This is a genomic window from Microvirga sp. P5_D2 (assembly GCF_054049475.1).
Genome location: NZ_JBFUMH010000054.1, coordinates 1 through 13,805 on the forward strand (window position 1 = coordinate 1; position 13,805 = coordinate 13,805).

Annotated in this window: 17 protein-coding genes; 2 read left to right on the plus strand and 15 right to left on the minus strand. The window is 63.2% G+C overall.

The window, feature by feature from the left end; all coding sequences use genetic code 11:
* The 10 genes from trmB to ACXJKO_RS15350 all read right to left on the minus strand — a co-directional run.
* A partial coding sequence (gene trmB / locus ACXJKO_RS15305) for a tRNA (guanine(46)-N(7))-methyltransferase TrmB (RefSeq protein WP_457091949.1) occupies nucleotides 1-440 on the minus strand: 440 nt, incomplete at its 3' end.
* A gap of 5 nt (nucleotides 441-445) precedes the next feature.
* Entirely contained in the window at nucleotides 446-1,624 is a 1,179-nt protein-coding gene (metK, locus tag ACXJKO_RS15310) for a methionine adenosyltransferase (RefSeq protein ID WP_457091950.1), read from the minus strand.
* A 110-nt stretch (nucleotides 1,625-1,734) separates the two neighbouring features.
* Complete coding sequence (locus ACXJKO_RS15315; RefSeq protein ID WP_457091951.1) at nucleotides 1,735-2,151, minus strand: helix-turn-helix domain-containing protein; 417 nt, start codon at nucleotides 2,149-2,151, stop codon at nucleotides 1,735-1,737.
* A 49-nt stretch (nucleotides 2,152-2,200) separates the two neighbouring features.
* Nucleotides 2,201-3,865: an apolipoprotein N-acyltransferase gene (gene lnt, locus ACXJKO_RS15320; RefSeq protein WP_457091952.1), complete on the minus strand. Its 1,665-nt coding sequence runs from the start codon at nucleotides 3,863-3,865 to the stop codon at nucleotides 2,201-2,203.
* Between the two features lie 58 nt (nucleotides 3,866-3,923).
* Nucleotides 3,924-4,946 carry a hemolysin family protein gene (locus ACXJKO_RS15325; protein WP_457091953.1) on the minus strand — a complete coding sequence of 341 codons (1,023 nt, stop codon included), beginning with the start codon at nucleotides 4,944-4,946 and terminating at the stop codon, nucleotides 3,924-3,926.
* A gap of 33 nt (nucleotides 4,947-4,979) precedes the next feature.
* Entirely contained in the window at nucleotides 4,980-5,438 is a 459-nt protein-coding gene (ybeY, locus tag ACXJKO_RS15330) for an rRNA maturation RNase YbeY (protein ID WP_457091984.1), read from the minus strand.
* A gap of 14 nt (nucleotides 5,439-5,452) precedes the next feature.
* Nucleotides 5,453-6,547 (minus strand): PhoH family protein, encoded by a 1,095-nt coding sequence (locus ACXJKO_RS15335; protein WP_457091954.1) that lies wholly within the window; start codon nucleotides 6,545-6,547, stop codon nucleotides 5,453-5,455.
* A gap of 66 nt (nucleotides 6,548-6,613) precedes the next feature.
* Nucleotides 6,614-7,972 (minus strand): tRNA (N6-isopentenyl adenosine(37)-C2)-methylthiotransferase MiaB, encoded by a 1,359-nt coding sequence (gene miaB / locus ACXJKO_RS15340; RefSeq protein ID WP_457091955.1) that lies wholly within the window; start codon nucleotides 7,970-7,972, stop codon nucleotides 6,614-6,616.
* 84 nt (nucleotides 7,973-8,056) lie between these two features.
* The gene (locus ACXJKO_RS15345) at nucleotides 8,057-8,740 is read right to left on the minus strand and encodes a glutathione S-transferase family protein (protein ID WP_457091956.1); all 684 of its coding nucleotides are present in this window, start codon (nucleotides 8,738-8,740) and stop codon (nucleotides 8,057-8,059) included.
* 31 nt (nucleotides 8,741-8,771) lie between these two features.
* A complete protein-coding gene (locus ACXJKO_RS15350; protein WP_457091957.1) occupies nucleotides 8,772-8,990 on the minus strand; it encodes a DUF1127 domain-containing protein in 219 nt (72 codons plus the stop codon).
* Between the two features lie 127 nt (nucleotides 8,991-9,117).
* On the opposite strand from ACXJKO_RS15350, the gene gcvA reads away from it, so the two are divergent.
* Nucleotides 9,118-10,038 carry a transcriptional regulator GcvA gene (gene gcvA, locus ACXJKO_RS15355; RefSeq protein WP_457091958.1) on the plus strand — a complete coding sequence of 307 codons (921 nt, stop codon included), beginning with the start codon at nucleotides 9,118-9,120 and terminating at the stop codon, nucleotides 10,036-10,038.
* On the opposite strand, the gene olsA is transcribed toward gcvA, so the two are convergent.
* The 4 genes from olsA to tsaB are packed head-to-tail and all read right to left on the minus strand — an operon-like array spanning nucleotide 10,035 to nucleotide 12,466.
* Nucleotides 10,035-10,802, minus strand: a complete 768-nt coding sequence (gene olsA / locus ACXJKO_RS15360) for a lyso-ornithine lipid O-acyltransferase (protein WP_457091959.1) — start codon at nucleotides 10,800-10,802, stop codon at nucleotides 10,035-10,037. The two genes, gcvA and olsA, sit on opposite strands and share 4 nt — an antisense overlap.
* A complete protein-coding gene (locus ACXJKO_RS15365) occupies nucleotides 10,799-11,254 on the minus strand; it encodes a Fur family transcriptional regulator (RefSeq protein ID WP_457091960.1) in 456 nt (151 codons plus the stop codon). Before ACXJKO_RS15365 ends, olsA begins: the two co-directional genes overlap by 4 nt.
* A 49-nt stretch (nucleotides 11,255-11,303) precedes the next feature.
* Nucleotides 11,304-11,786 (minus strand): GNAT family N-acetyltransferase, encoded by a 483-nt coding sequence (locus tag ACXJKO_RS15370; RefSeq protein WP_457091961.1) that lies wholly within the window; start codon nucleotides 11,784-11,786, stop codon nucleotides 11,304-11,306.
* Nucleotides 11,783-12,466, minus strand: a complete 684-nt coding sequence (gene tsaB, locus ACXJKO_RS15375; protein WP_457091985.1) for a tRNA (adenosine(37)-N6)-threonylcarbamoyltransferase complex dimerization subunit type 1 TsaB — start codon at nucleotides 12,464-12,466, stop codon at nucleotides 11,783-11,785. The genes ACXJKO_RS15370 and tsaB overlap by 4 nt, the downstream gene beginning before the upstream one ends.
* Before the next feature lie 135 nt (nucleotides 12,467-12,601).
* On the opposite strand from tsaB, the gene ACXJKO_RS15380 reads away from it, so the two are divergent.
* Nucleotides 12,602-13,177, plus strand: coding sequence for an NUDIX hydrolase (locus tag ACXJKO_RS15380; protein WP_457091962.1), 576 nt, complete (start codon nucleotides 12,602-12,604; stop codon nucleotides 13,175-13,177).
* Here ACXJKO_RS15380 and ACXJKO_RS15385 read toward each other — a convergent pair whose 3' ends face one another.
* On the minus strand, nucleotides 13,178-13,768 hold the full coding sequence (locus ACXJKO_RS15385) for a malonic semialdehyde reductase (protein WP_457091963.1): 591 nt from the start codon (nucleotides 13,766-13,768) through the stop codon (nucleotides 13,178-13,180). It lies immediately after the preceding gene.
* Nucleotides 13,769-13,805 lie beyond the last annotated feature (37 nt).

A 13,805-nucleotide genomic window follows, 5' to 3' on the forward strand; every position in this document is an offset into this window, starting at 1 on the left:
TCCGACACCAGGCGGCGCTTGCGCTGGCGGCGCTTGGGCCAAGGGTCGGGATAGAGGATGTAGACGCGGTCGAACGAACTGTCTGGCAGGGTCGGCAGAAGCTTAGTGACGTCGTCGTCCCAGACGCGGATATTGCCGAGCTTTTCATGCTCCACGGCGGCGAGAAGCTTCGCCATGCCGTTCACGAAGGGCTCGCAGCCGATGAAATTGACGTCCGCATGGGCGCGGGCCTGTGCGGCGAGATGTTCGCCGCCGCCGAAGCCGATCTCAAGCCAGGTTTCGCGCGCATCGGTGTTGGGAAACTGGCTGGAGGGAGCGCTGCCCGGGATCGCGCGGATCGCGGGCAGCAGGTTCTGGACGAGATCGTCCTGGCCCGCGCGAAGCTTCTTGCCTTTCCGGCGCCCGAAGAAAGCGCCGGTTTGTTCAGGAGCTTCGCTCATAAGGATTACCGGAACGCTGCCTTCAGGCTGTCGGAGAGGTCGGTACGCTCCCAGGAGAAGCCGCCGTCCGCCTGCGGCGCGCGGCCGAAATGGCCGTAAGCCGCGGTACGGGCATAGATCGGCCTGTTGAGGCCGAGATGCGTGCGAATGCCGCGGGGCGAGAGATCCATGACGTCCATGAGAACCGCCTCGAGCTTGTCCTCGCTCACCTTGCCGGTCTCGTGCAGGTCCACGTAGATCGACAGGGGCTTCGCCACGCCGATGGCGTAGGAGAGCTGCAGGGTGCAGCGGTCGGCGAGGCCGGCGGCCACAACGTTCTTGGCGAGGTAGCGGGCGGCGTAGGCAGCCGAACGGTCCACCTTGGTCGGGTCCTTACCGGAGAAGGCGCCGCCGCCGTGGGGAGCCGCACCGCCGTAGGTGTCCACGATGATCTTGCGGCCGGTCAGGCCGCAATCGCCGTCGGGACCGCCGATCACGAACTTGCCGGTGGGGTTCACGTGCCAGATGGTCTGGGACGAGATCCAGCCTTCCGGCAGGGTCTTGCGGATATAGGGCTCGACGATCTTGCGCACGTCATCGGAGGAGAGGTTCTCGTCCAGGTGCTGCGTGGACAGAACGATCTGGGTGGCGGCAACCGGCTTGCCGTTCTCGTAGCGCACCGTGACCTGGCTCTTGGCGTCTGGGCCGAGCTTGGCGGCGTCGCCCGACTTCGCCTTGCGGGCGATGTTCAGGTCTTCGAGGATCTTGTGGGCGTAGTAGATCGGCGCCGGCATGAGCTCGGGCGTCTCGTTGCAGGCGTAGCCGAACATGATGCCCTGGTCGCCAGCGCCTTCGTCCTTGTTGCCGGACGCGTCCACGCCCTGGGCGATGTGGGCGGACTGGGCATGCAGGTAAACGTCGACCTCGGCGTTCTTCCAATGGAAGCCTTCCTGCTCGTAGCCGATGTCCTTGATGGCATCGCGGGCAAGCTGGATCACCTTGTCCTTGGTGATCGAATCGGGGCCGCGAACCTCACCGGCGATAACCACGCGGTTGGTGGTCGCCAGGGTTTCGCAGGCCACGCGAGCCTCGGGCTCGGCAGCGAGATAAGCATCGACGACGGCGTCCGAAATCCGGTCGCAGACTTTATCCGGATGGCCCTCGGAGACCGATTCGCTGGTGAAAAGATAGCTGGAGCGGCGCACGACAGAATTCCTTCAAGGCATATTGGATATGCTGTGCCTACAGGTGCCGTAGGCTTTCTTTAGCCATGCTCATGCCGCAGCCTTAAAGAAAGGTCAAGCGAACGCGTTCTTTATGACGAACGCTCTTCCTCGTTCTCCTGAGCCGCCAGAGCTGCGACTAATTGAACGATGCTTTTGCGAACCTTGGCACTCTTGATGCCGGTGAAGGTTCTGATCAGCTGAAGACCCTCGGGGGTGGACATTACATCAGAGATATAGGGTGCGGATTCTTCCTCCGCAAAGCCGGTCTCGATCTTGATGCTTTTGATGCCGTTGAAGAAGAAATCGATTCCGACACCGAGAACCTTGGCGATGTCGACGAGGCGACCCACGCTGATCCGGTTGGTGCCTTTTTCATATTTCTGGACCTGCTGAAACGTAAGGCCAAGCATATCGCCAAGTTTTTCTTGGCTCATGCCAATCGAGATCCGGCGCATACGCACCCGAGTCCCAATCTCCACATCGATAGAGCTGGTCGATTTCTTCATAACTCACGCTTTCTTGCCGAAGCTGCCGTAGCGTCGAGTCATCATTACCTTATACTATAAAGGATCGTTGTTTTCGACGTACAATTAAGGCCATTAAGCAGATGGCAAGCGTGGCCGTCAAAGAAAACATACCGAATTTCGAATAAAGAGTCGGTGAGGCTGCAACCGGTAACTTAGCGTCGATAACGCCTTCAACCCCAAGTGGAAGGCTATCCACAATACGACCGTGGGAATCGATCACTGCGGAGATTCCCGTGTTCGCAGCTCTGACCAGAGGTAGGCCTTCCTCTACGGAACGCAAACGCGCCTGCGCAAAGTGTTGATAAGGCCCCGGCGTCTGTCCGAACCAGGCATCGTTGGTGACGTTGAGGATCAGGTTGGGGCGCGGGCCCTCGGGCAGGATCTCACCCGGAAAGATCGCCTCGTAGCAGATCGTCGCTGCCACCGGCGGCAGCCCTGGAATCGTGAGCGACTTGCGATACTCGCTTGGCTCGAAGCCGCCGGGAATCTGCACGAACTGACGCAATCCCACCGCCCGGATCAGGGCGTCGAGAAATTTCGGCACATACTCTCCAAAGGGTACCAAATGCACCTTGTCATAGGCGCCGAGAATCGTGCCGCGATCGTCGATCACTTGGATTGCATTAAAAAACTTGCCCACCGACTCGCCCGGCAACGGCTCATCCATGCGTGCGGCCCCGGTGATCAGCATCGAGCCCGGCTCCAGAAGAGCGGCGATCTGGGCGAGCGATGCGGGATCACGGTGGAGCAGGAAGGGGAAGGCGGATTCGGGCCAGACGATATGGGTTGCATCGGCCAGTCCTGTGCCGGCGCGCCCGGCGCTCGCGCTGATCGTGAGGTAGCGGCGCATGATGGCGTCGCGATTGCGCGGATTGAACTTCGCATCCTGCGGCAGGTTCGGCTGCATGATGCGGAAGCGCACGTTCTCGACCGTGGTCATGGGCTGGGAAGGGATACGCCAAATGCCGAAACCGGCCATGATGCCGAGAACCAATAGCGCCAGGGTGGGCGTCATAAGGCGTTCACGCCGCGAGCGTCCTGTGAGAAGCAGAACCGGCGCGGCGCAGATCGCGATGGCGATGAAGGTCAGGCCGTAGAGGCCGATGAGCGAGGCGCTCTGCATCAGCCAGAGGTTTTGGCCGAGCGCCATGCCGGGGCTGTTCCAGGGAAAGCCCGTGAAGAGATGCCCGCGCATGACCTCGCTGATGGTCAATCCTAGGCTAAGAGCAAAAATGCGCGAGGCATCGGGCAGCCAGAGCAGGCGTGCCAGGGCGAAACCGAAGGCGGGAAAGAATGCGAGGACCGCCGGCAGGCCCAGCACGCCGAAGGGCAGGGCCCAAGCGAATTGATCGGCCTCCACGAGGAAGGCCGCGCCCAGCCACCAGAGGCCGGCCACGAAATAGCCGAAGCCCCAGAACCAGCCGATGAAGGCTGCCGATTTCACGGGAGCCCAGCGGGACGGTCCGTCCTTGGCCGTGCCGTCCATGAGCAGAACGGCGGGGATGAGGGAGAGGGCAAGAGCCGGAAGAAAGCCGAAAGGCGGCATGGCGAGCGCGCCTATGGCTCCGGCCGCGAAGCCCAGGAGCCAGCGGCGCCATCCCCGGGCGAGGATGGCGCGATTGCTAGTGCATCGTGCGGAAAAGTGGATCCGGTTTTCCGCGCTCAACGATGCGCTCTCCAAAGAGTGGAGCATCGGATTGGATCCCAAAAGTGGACCCACTTTTGGGATCCAATCCGATGCTCTAGGCAAATCATTCGGCGGCGGCGTTTTGCGGCGGAGGCAGGAGGGCGACCTCCGAGGAGGTCGAAGACACGCTCCGCTGCAGGATGCGCAGGCKCTTCACCCGGCGGGGATCCGCGTCGAGAACCTCGAATTCCAAGCCGTTCGGCCCCACGATCACCTCGCTGCGCGAAGGCACGCGGCCGGCCACGGTCACGATGAAGCCGCCGATGGTGTCGATATCCTCGGCGCCTTCCTCGTCGGACAGGTCGACGCCCAGGATCTCCGTCACTTCGTCGAGGCTCGCGCGGGCATCGGCGATATAGGTGCCGTCGGCTGCCTTCACGATGGTGATCGTGGCATCGACGTCATGTTCGTCCTCGATGTCGCCGACCACAGTCTCCACGAGGTCCTCGATGGAAACGAGGCCGTCGGTGCCACCGTATTCGTCGATCACGAGGGCCATGTGGGTGCGGGTCGCCTGCATGCGCACCAGAAGGTCGATGGCGGGCATGGAGCGCGGCACGAAGAGAACTGGGCGCAGGATGTTGGCGGAGGCCAGCGTCATGGACAGATCGATCTGACCGAGGCTCGGCGGAGGCGTCTCATCGCTCGTGCCCGACTCGGAAGCGCCGCTTTCGGCGCGCATGGCGATGAAATCGAGGAAGTCCCGGATATGGACCATGCCCTTCGGGTCATCGAGGGTCTCGCCATAGGCGGGGAGACGGGAATGACCGGCGGTGCGGAAGAGGTTGAGCAGTTCGCCGAGATTGGTATCGGCGGCGACCGCCACGATGTCGGCCCTTGGCACCATCACGTCTTCCACCCGGATGCGGTGGAAGGAGAGCACATTCTTGAGCATCGCCCTTTCCCGGGGCGAAAAGTCCGTGTCCTCGACGGATTCCTCGAGGGCGTCCTCGAGATCATGGCGGATGGAATCGCGGGGCTTCAGGCCCAGCCGGGTCAGAACCCGGTCGTACCAATGGTCGCGTGTATCGTCTGTCTCGCTACTAGGTCGGACAGGGCGTTCGCTACGACTTCGATCTTCGTTCATATCTGTTGAGTTTCAGCGAAAACGTTTTTGCGTTCAGGCTGCCATATCGCGATAAGGGTCGGCGATGCCAAGGGTGGCGAGCGCCTTTACCTCAAGAGCTTCCATAATTTCCGCCTCCGCCTCGACTTCGTGGTCGTAGCCGAGAAGATGCAGAACTCCATGGACGATCAAATGGGCAAAATGATGCGCAAGCTCCTTGGATTCCTCCTCGGATTCGCGCACCAGGGTTTCGTAAGCTAAAGCAATATCGCCCAAATGGCGAGGCCCTGTTGCACCGGGCTGCTCGGGAGCCGGGAAGGACAGCACGTTAGTCGGCTTGTCCTTGCCCCGCCAGTTGCGGTTCAGCTCCTGGATCTGGGCATCGTCGGTAAGCATCACACTCGCCTCGAAGTCGCCGGCCGCCTCATAGGTTACAGCAAGCGCCGCCTCGGCCGCCTTCTGCGCAAGCGCCTCCACGTCCGGGATCGTCTCCCAGTCGCCCTCCTCGATCATGATGTCGAGCTCGATCACGGCCTGCGATCCCGATCCCTGTAAGATGGTTCCTGCGGCGGGTTGTTGCGGAAGTCGGTGTCGTAAGCCGATACGATCCGGCGCACGAGGTCGTGACGCACCACGTCGCCCTCCTTGAAGGTGACGCGGGAGATACCCTCGACGCCCTGAAGGATGCGCACGGCCTCCACGAGGCCCGATTTCTGCCCCGGCGGCAGGTCGATCTGCGACGGGTCGCCGGTGATGATCATGCGCGACCCCTCGCCAAGACGGGTCAGGAACATCTTCATCTGCATGGTGGTGGTATTCTGGGCCTCGTCCAGCAGCACGAGTGCGTTGGTGAGCGTGCGGCCGCGCATGAAGGCGAGTGGTGCGATCTCGATCATGCCGGTCTGGAGGCCGCGATCCACGTGGCGCGCTTCCATGAAGTCGTAGAGCGCGTCGTAGATCGGGCGCAGATAGGGATCGACCTTTTCTCGCATGTCCCCGGGCAGGAAGCCGAGGCGCTCACCCGCTTCCACGGCCGGTCGCGAGATGATTAGGCGGTCCACCTGTCCGGCTTCCAGGAGCGACACGGCATAGCCCACCGCAAGCCAGGTCTTGCCGGTGCCGGCCGGGCCTTCGGCGAAGGTCAGCTCATTCTGCTTGAGCGCCTTGATATAGACGTTCTGCGCCGCGTTGCGCGCACGCACGGGGCCGCGTTTGCGGGTCGCGATATGGTCGAAGGCGGAGAGGCCCGGGGCAGGCGCCTCCTCAGGCGAGAACAGCGAGCCCTGAAGCGTCGCTTCCTCGACGGTGCCGTCGACATCGCCAGGGCCGATGGCAGCGCCTTGGCGGGCCCGGTCATAGAGCCCTTCCAGAACGCGCCGGGCCATCTCGGTCGATTCGGGCGTGCCCTTCAAGGTGACTCGGTTGCCGTTGGCGACGGCGGCCACGTTCAGGCGGCGCTCCAGATGCGCGAGATTCTGGTCGTATTGCCCGAAGACTAGGCTGGCGAGGCGGTTGTCGTCGAAGGTGAGGATGATTTCCGCCTCTTCCTCGACGCCTGGATGCGAAGTGCTGGGGGATCTGCCCTTTTGCGCTCGTGCGGTCACGTTGTCCGCTGGCCTCAAATGCCTCTCCTATGTATTCCGCGGCAGAATTGCCCGCGAAAGAAACTCTCTTCAGAGAAGAAAGTGTCAGGCCGCAGCCTGGTTGCTGGGCTCCGCCACTTCCCCGAACAAGCTGTTGGTGCTTGTTTGGGTAATCCGCACCGTCACGATATCACCGATCCGGTGGCTGTCGCTGTCAAACTGCACAGGTTGCAGATAAGGCGACTTGCCGGCCATCTGGCCCGGGTGACGACCCGGCTTCTCCAAGAGAACGTCCAGAGTCTGACCAACGGTTCCGCGATTGAAAGCCTGTCTTTGGGTTTCCAACAGATTTTGCAGACGCGCCAGCCGCTCGGATTTCACGGCCTCGGACACCTGGGCCTCGATCTCCGCCGCCGGCGTGCCGGGGCGGGGGCTGTACTTGAACGAGAAGGAGCTGGCAAAGCCCACATCGGCCACGAGCCGCATGGTCTCCTCGAATTCCGCATCCGTCTCGCCGGGGAAGCCGACGATGAAATCCGAGGACAAAGCAAGGTTCGGCTGCACGGCGCGAACGCGCTCGATCACGCGGCGGTACTCGTCGCCCGTGTGCTTGCGGTTCATCACGTCGAGAATGCGGTCGGAGCCGGACTGCACGGGCAGGTGCAGGAAAGGCATGACCGCAGGCAAATCGCGGTGGGCGGCGATCAGCTCCTCGTCCATGTCGCGCGGATGGCTCGTCATGTAGCGAAGCCGGACGATGCCGGGAATCTCGGCGAGGCGATGCAGCAGGCGGCCGAGCGTCCAGACCAAGCCGTCCGGACCCTCGCCGTGATAGGCATTCACGTTCTGCCCGATCAGGGTGAGTTCGCGCACTCCCGCGTCCGCCAGGCGCAGGGCTTCATCGACGATTTTGACGACCGGCCGCGAGACCTCCGCGCCACGGGTATAGGGCACCACGCAGAAGGTGCAGAACTTGTCGCAACCCTCCTGGATCGTGAGGAAGGCCGAGACGCCGCGGCTCTGGGTGCGAGCCTTGGTTGCGGCAGGGAGGTGGTCGAACTTGTCCTCGATGGGGAATTCCGTATCGACGACGCGCTCCGAGCGGGGCTTTTTCAAAAGCTGGGGCAGATTGTGGTAGTTCTGCGGGCCCACCACCACGTCCACGGCCGGCGCGCGGCGCAGGATCTCCTTACCCTCGGCCTGGGCGACGCAGCCCGCGACCACGACCTTGATTTCCTGCCCTTGCGCCTCGCGCTCCTGCTTCATCTCGCGCACGCGGCCCAATTCCGAATAAACCTTCTCGGCCGCCTTCTCGCGGATGTGGCAGGTGTTGAGGATGACGAGATCCGCCTCCTCCATGGCCTTGGTCTCGGCATAGCCTTCGGTCGCCAGCATGTCCGCCATGCGCTCGGCATCGTAGACATTCATCTGGCAGCCATAGGATTTGACGAAGACTTTTTTCACGAGATCGGCCTGTCTGTTGGATCGGGAAGATCAGGCGGTCCTTTTAAGCCTTTTGCGCGCGCAAGAGAATAGCGGCTGTTTGGCTCAATCCCGAAAGGCGCCCTCGACAGGAGCCGAAAGCTCCCGGTCGGCCTGAAGGATCTCGGCGACGACCTTTTCAAAAGCTGGGCGTTCGGAGAGCCGGGCGTACCAAGCAGCGAGAGCCGGATAGACCTTCAGGGAAGGCCCGCCCAAGCGACGCACCCAGAACACCCCCATGAAGGCTGCAATGTCGGCGGCGGAGAAGTTGCCGCACAGATAGGTCTTACCCGACAACTCACGCTCGAGCGTCGCAAAATGGCCCGCGATGACAGGCTCCGCCTCCCTGGCCTTCGTCTCGTTCGTGAGGAAGCGCGGGTCGTCCGCCTCGTGCGGCTCGGTGCGATGCATCAGGGCGCGGAAGGCGGCCAGCATCACCTCGTCGGCGAAGACATCGAGCAGGCGGCAGCGGGCCTTGTCTTGCGGCGCTTTCGGGAAGAGGGCGGGCGTGGGATAGGCGTCTTCCAAGTATTCCACGATCACCGTGGAATCGTAGAGCACGAGGTCTCCATCCACGAAGACCGGCACCTGACCCTTCGGATTGGCGGCCAGCACCGCCGGGTCCTTCGGGGCATAGCCCCTGGTCTGACTGAAGGGCACCTGGATGCGCTCGAAGGAAAGCCCCTTCTCATGCAGGGCGATTTCGACCTTGCGGGAGAAGAGGCTGACTGGGCCGGAATAGAGCTTCATCGTCGATCCCTCAGGCGATGGATGGGCAGGATCAGGGATTTCCCCAGAAGGCTCCATTCAAGCCTTCCACATCCGCCTTGGACAAGCCGATATCGGCCAGATCGTGATCGTTCATGCGATACAGCTCGCGGCTGCTGGAGCGGTTGTCGAGCCAATATTCGAAGCGAAGCAGATAATCGAGCATGGTCGTTGTCCTTTCAGGCTTGGCGGGGGCGAACCCAAGATTTACTGTGGCGCATCCGGTTGCCATGACAGACCTCCATCGAAGATGTTTCCTATGAGAGAAAAGATGCTCCTGGAGGGGTCGACAAGCAAACGAGAAGTCCTTGTCCGATGCCCAAGGTGGTCTTGGGCAAATTGACCGTTAGGTAAGTTTCATGGCCCGCCGCCGCCTGCCCCCGCTCAATGCCCTTCGCGCCTTCGAGGCTGCCGCCCGCCACCTCAGCTTCGAGAAGGCTGGAGACGAGATTGCCGTGACCGCGAGCGCGGTCGGCCAGCAGATCAAGTCATTGGAGGCCTGGATCGGGCGACCTCTGTTCGTGCGCCTGCCGGCCAAGGGCGTGGCGTTGACCTCGCTGGGCCAGCGCTACGCCAATGCGGTCACCGACACGCTCAACCGGCTCGACGAGGCGACGGCCCAGGCGCTGAAGCCGGAGAACTCCCACGTGGTCACCGTCAGCGTCATGCCGAGCCTTGCCACGAACTGGCTCATCCCGAGGCTCGGGGCCTTCCGCGAGCGCGAGCCCGACATCGATGTGCGTGTCTCGGTATCGATGCGGCTGACCAATTTCGCCCGGGACGATGTGGATGTGGCGATCCGCTTCGGGCGCGGGAATTACACGGGCCTACGGACGGACCTGCTGATGGAGGAGTATTTCTTCGCCGTCTGCAGCACCACCCTGCTGAACGATCCCGAGAGGCCCCTGCGGGAGCCCAACGATCTGCGCCGCCACACGCTCATCCACGAGATCGCCGAGGGTATTCTGGACTACACGACCTGGGACACCTGGCTCGCCGCCATCGGCGTGACCGGCATCGACACCTCGCGCGGGCCGCGCTTCACCCATACCTATCTCTGCCTCCAGGCGGCTGCGGCCGGGCAGGGCGTGGCACTCGCCACGACCGCGCTGATCGGCGATCACCTGTCGGCGGGCCGTCTCGTGCGGCCTTTCCCGCATCAGGTCAGGGGCGGCTACCAATACTACATCGTCTGCCCGGAGGACGTGGCCGAGCGCCCCGCCATCGCGGCCTTCCGCGCATGGCTGCTGGACGAGGCCCGCGCGCAGGCTTCGGGTTAAGCCGCCGTCAACGCCCTGCGCACGGAAGCCTCCGCAGCAGCGGTCGCTTCCTTGCGGCTGCCGTTGAAGGAGATCGGCTCGCCCCAGGTGACCACCACGTCGATTGGGTGGCCTTTGACGAAGAGGGCGAGATGAGGCGCGAGGTCCATGTCGCCGTACCACGCGATGAAGGGACGGTCGCGTCGGGTGATCGGCAGGCCGTCGCGGCGGGTATAGGCGATGGCGAGCGGCTGGAGATAGACGGTCTCGACCGTATCATGAGCGAGCGCCGACTGCGCCGCGCCGACGAGCGAGGAGCGGAAGGGCAGGAGCCTGTTGCCGTCGCCCGTGGTGCCCTCGGCGAAGAGCACGATCACCTCGCCTTTGACGAGGCGGTGAGCCAGTGCGTCGTTGACCTCCGCCGTCGCTTTCCGACGCTGCCGGTCGATGAAGACGGAGCGCTGGAGCTTCGCCAGCAGCCCGACCACGGGCCAGTTCCCGACCTCCGATTTCGCGATGAAGGAAAGCGGATGCAGGGAGCCGATGACGGGAATATCGAGCCAGGACACATGGTTCGACACCACAAGCGTCGGTGCATCAGTTGGCGGCGTTCCTTTCTCAATCACGCGAACATTGAAAAGTCGCAGCAGGAAGCGGTGAAACCACACCGGAATGTGGTGCATCGGCGGCCAACCGAAGCGAATGCTCAGCATCTGGAGAGGCGCGAGCACGAGCCCGAACAGCGCCAGCAGCGTGAGTTTCGCGGCGACGACGATTCTGATCACGCATCGTCCTTGTCGATGGGCACCGCGTAGAGTTCGAGCCGGTGATAGACCACCTTGTAGCCGAGGCGTTTGGCGATTTCGGTCTGCAGCGCCTCGATCTCCTCCGAGCGGAATTCGATCACGTCGCCGGTTTCGAGATTGATCAGGTGGTCGTGATGCTCGCGCGCCGCCTGCTCGTAACGCGAGCGCCCGTCGCGGAAATCGAGCCGCTCCAGAATGCCCTCGGATTCGAAAAGCCGCACGGTGCGGTAAACGGTCGAGAGAGAAATTCGATCATCGACTGCTGCCGCGCGCCGGTGCAGCTCCACTACGTCCGGGTGATCATCAGCGGCGTCGAGCACCTGCGCGATGATCTTGCGCTGGCCCGTCATGCGCAGGCCCTTGTCCCGGCAGGCGCGCTCGATCGCGTCCGAGCGGCGTAATCTCGCTGTATTGCTGGTTCGTGCAACCAAGGCTTCATCTCTCCCTGGGCATGCTTATAGGAGACTTGGCCGAGCGGGGCTATAGGCCGAGCGCCATAGTGAGCGCCGCGACCCGTGTCCCATCGGGTTTTTGGTAATAACCCTGGCGGCGTCCGGTTTCCTGAAACCCGAAGCGGCGATAGAGGGCGAGCGCCGGGCCGTTGCCCTCCTCGACCTCCAGATGAACGGTTTTGACCCCGCGCCGGGAGAGCTCGTCGAGATGCCGGGCGAGCAGCGGATTGGAATGTCCCTTGCCCCGCGCTTCCGGCGCGATGGCGACCGTGAGGATCTCGGCCTCGTCGAGCACGATGCGTGACAGCACGAAGCCCGAGGACTTGGCGGTGCTGCCGAGAAACAAGCCATCCGCCACCACGCCGCGCTCGCCGAGCAGGCGCTCGAATTCCAGGGTGCTCCAAGGCCGAGAGAAGGAGGTGCCGTGGATCGCGGCCAGCCGTGCGGCGGCCTCGGTCCCCACCGGCTCGATGCGCGGCAGGGCGGGCCTGAAAAGATCGAATACCCTCATTGCCGGGCGATGCGCGCCCCATGCTGTGGCTTGGCATCGGGATCGCGTAGATAGAGGGGCTTGGGGAGAGCCTGATTCGGGTCCGCGAGAGCGCCGAGCCGGGCGACCCAGGAAATGTCGGGCGCGGCCGCCACATCGACGATCCGGGCCTCGACGCCTTGGGCACGGGCTTCAGCCGCCAGCATGGCGGCGGCCGAGCCGCTCACCAGAATGGGGCCTGAGCCCAGCATGCGGATGGCATCGCGATAGCTCATGAGGCTGGGTGCGATGATCGTGCGCCCGCCCGGCGCGATGGCCTGGATGTAGATGTGTCCGTGCTTGGCATCGATGGCGGCGGTAAACAACCCGCGCCGCTCCTGGGCCATCAGGGGAGCGAGGAAAGCGGAGAGCGTCGCGACGCCGACCACCGGAATGCCGGCGGCAAGGCCGATGCCCCGGGCGGCGGAAATGCCGACCCTCAGCCCTGTATAGCTGCCCGGACCCACCGTGACCGCGATGCGGTCCAGCCCCTCGAAGCCGCCTTCGACCTGCGCGGAGACCCGATCGATGAGCGGCAGCAGGGCCTCCGCATGGCCGCGCTCCATCTCCATCGTTTCGCTGGCTAGAGGCGCGGCATCGCCCGCCTGCCAGATGCAGGCCGAGCAGGCCCCGAGGGCCGTATCGATGGCAAGGATTCGCACCATTCGCCTCCGTTGGATGGTCAGTTTTCTTTAGAGCAAGAAGCGGACAGGTGGAAACCCGGTTTCACAATTCTATCAACCAGCTCCGAGAGTTTCAGCTTGAGCCTTCCGAGAGGCCGGTGCGATGATCGTACCATGACAACCTTACCTGACTCTAAGCTCAAGCCCTGGACCGTGACCTCCTCGCGGGACGTGATTCGCGACCAATGGGTCAAGCTTCGCGCCGATGACTGCATGACCGCCGAGGGCGTGGAGGTCGCGCCCTATTACGTACTTGAATATCCCGATTGGGTTCAGATCGTCGCCATCGACGACGAGGATCATCTGATCCTGGTCAGGCAATACCGTCACGGGTTCGGTGGGATATCCCTCGAGGTGCCGGCGGGCACGGTCGACGAGGAAGATCCGTCTCCGCTCGCAACGGCGGCTCGCGAGCTTGAGGAAGAGACAGGATATGTCGCCGAGCATTGGCGCTACCTCGGCAAGCACTCACCCAATCCCGCTACCCATACGAATTTCTGCCACACGGTGCTCGCCCAGGGTTTGAGCCTGTCCGGCAAGACACTCGACGATCCCACCGAGCAGATCCAGGTCGTGCGAGTTCCGGTTCAAGAAGCCTTTCGGCTTGCCGCCGACGGCACCATCACCAATGCGCCGCAAATTGCTTCCCTTGCGATTGCGCTCGGCGCCATCGGCAAATGGAATCCGTGATCACTCGATCCGGCAGAATTCCTCGAAGGCAAAGCGTGGCTGGCGGGGGTGAAGCTTCTCCAGCAGGCCGTAGCCGAGATTGATCAGGAAGTTGGACTTGGTCTTGCCGTCGGGAAAGAACGTCCGGTCCACGCCCTCGCGGTCGAATCCACCCATGGGGCCGCAATCGATCCCGAGAGCGCGGGCCGCCATGATGAGATAGGCGCCCTGGAGGCTGGAGCCCTGGAAGGCCGTGCGCTCGATCACGTCCGGCTTGCCCGCGAACCAGCTGCGCGCGTCTTTGCTGTGCGGAGCCAGGAAGCCGAGCTTCTCGTAGAATTCCATGTCGTGCGCCACGATCACGGTGGCGGGCGCGCTCATGGTCTGGCGCACATTGCCCTCGTCGAGATGGGGCTTCAGCTTTTCCTTCGCTGCTTCGGACACCACGAAGACAAAGCGGACCGGGGTCGTGTTGGCGCTGGTCGGGCCGAGCTTCGCGAGGTCCGCAATAGCGCGCAGGGTTTCTTCCGAAATCTTGCGCTCATCCCACCAGCGATGGGTGCGGGCATTGCGGAAGATCTGGTCGATGGCGGCGTCGGACAGGGCAGGCACGGCTGTTCTCCAAAGAAAAAGCGCGGCATGGGAACCG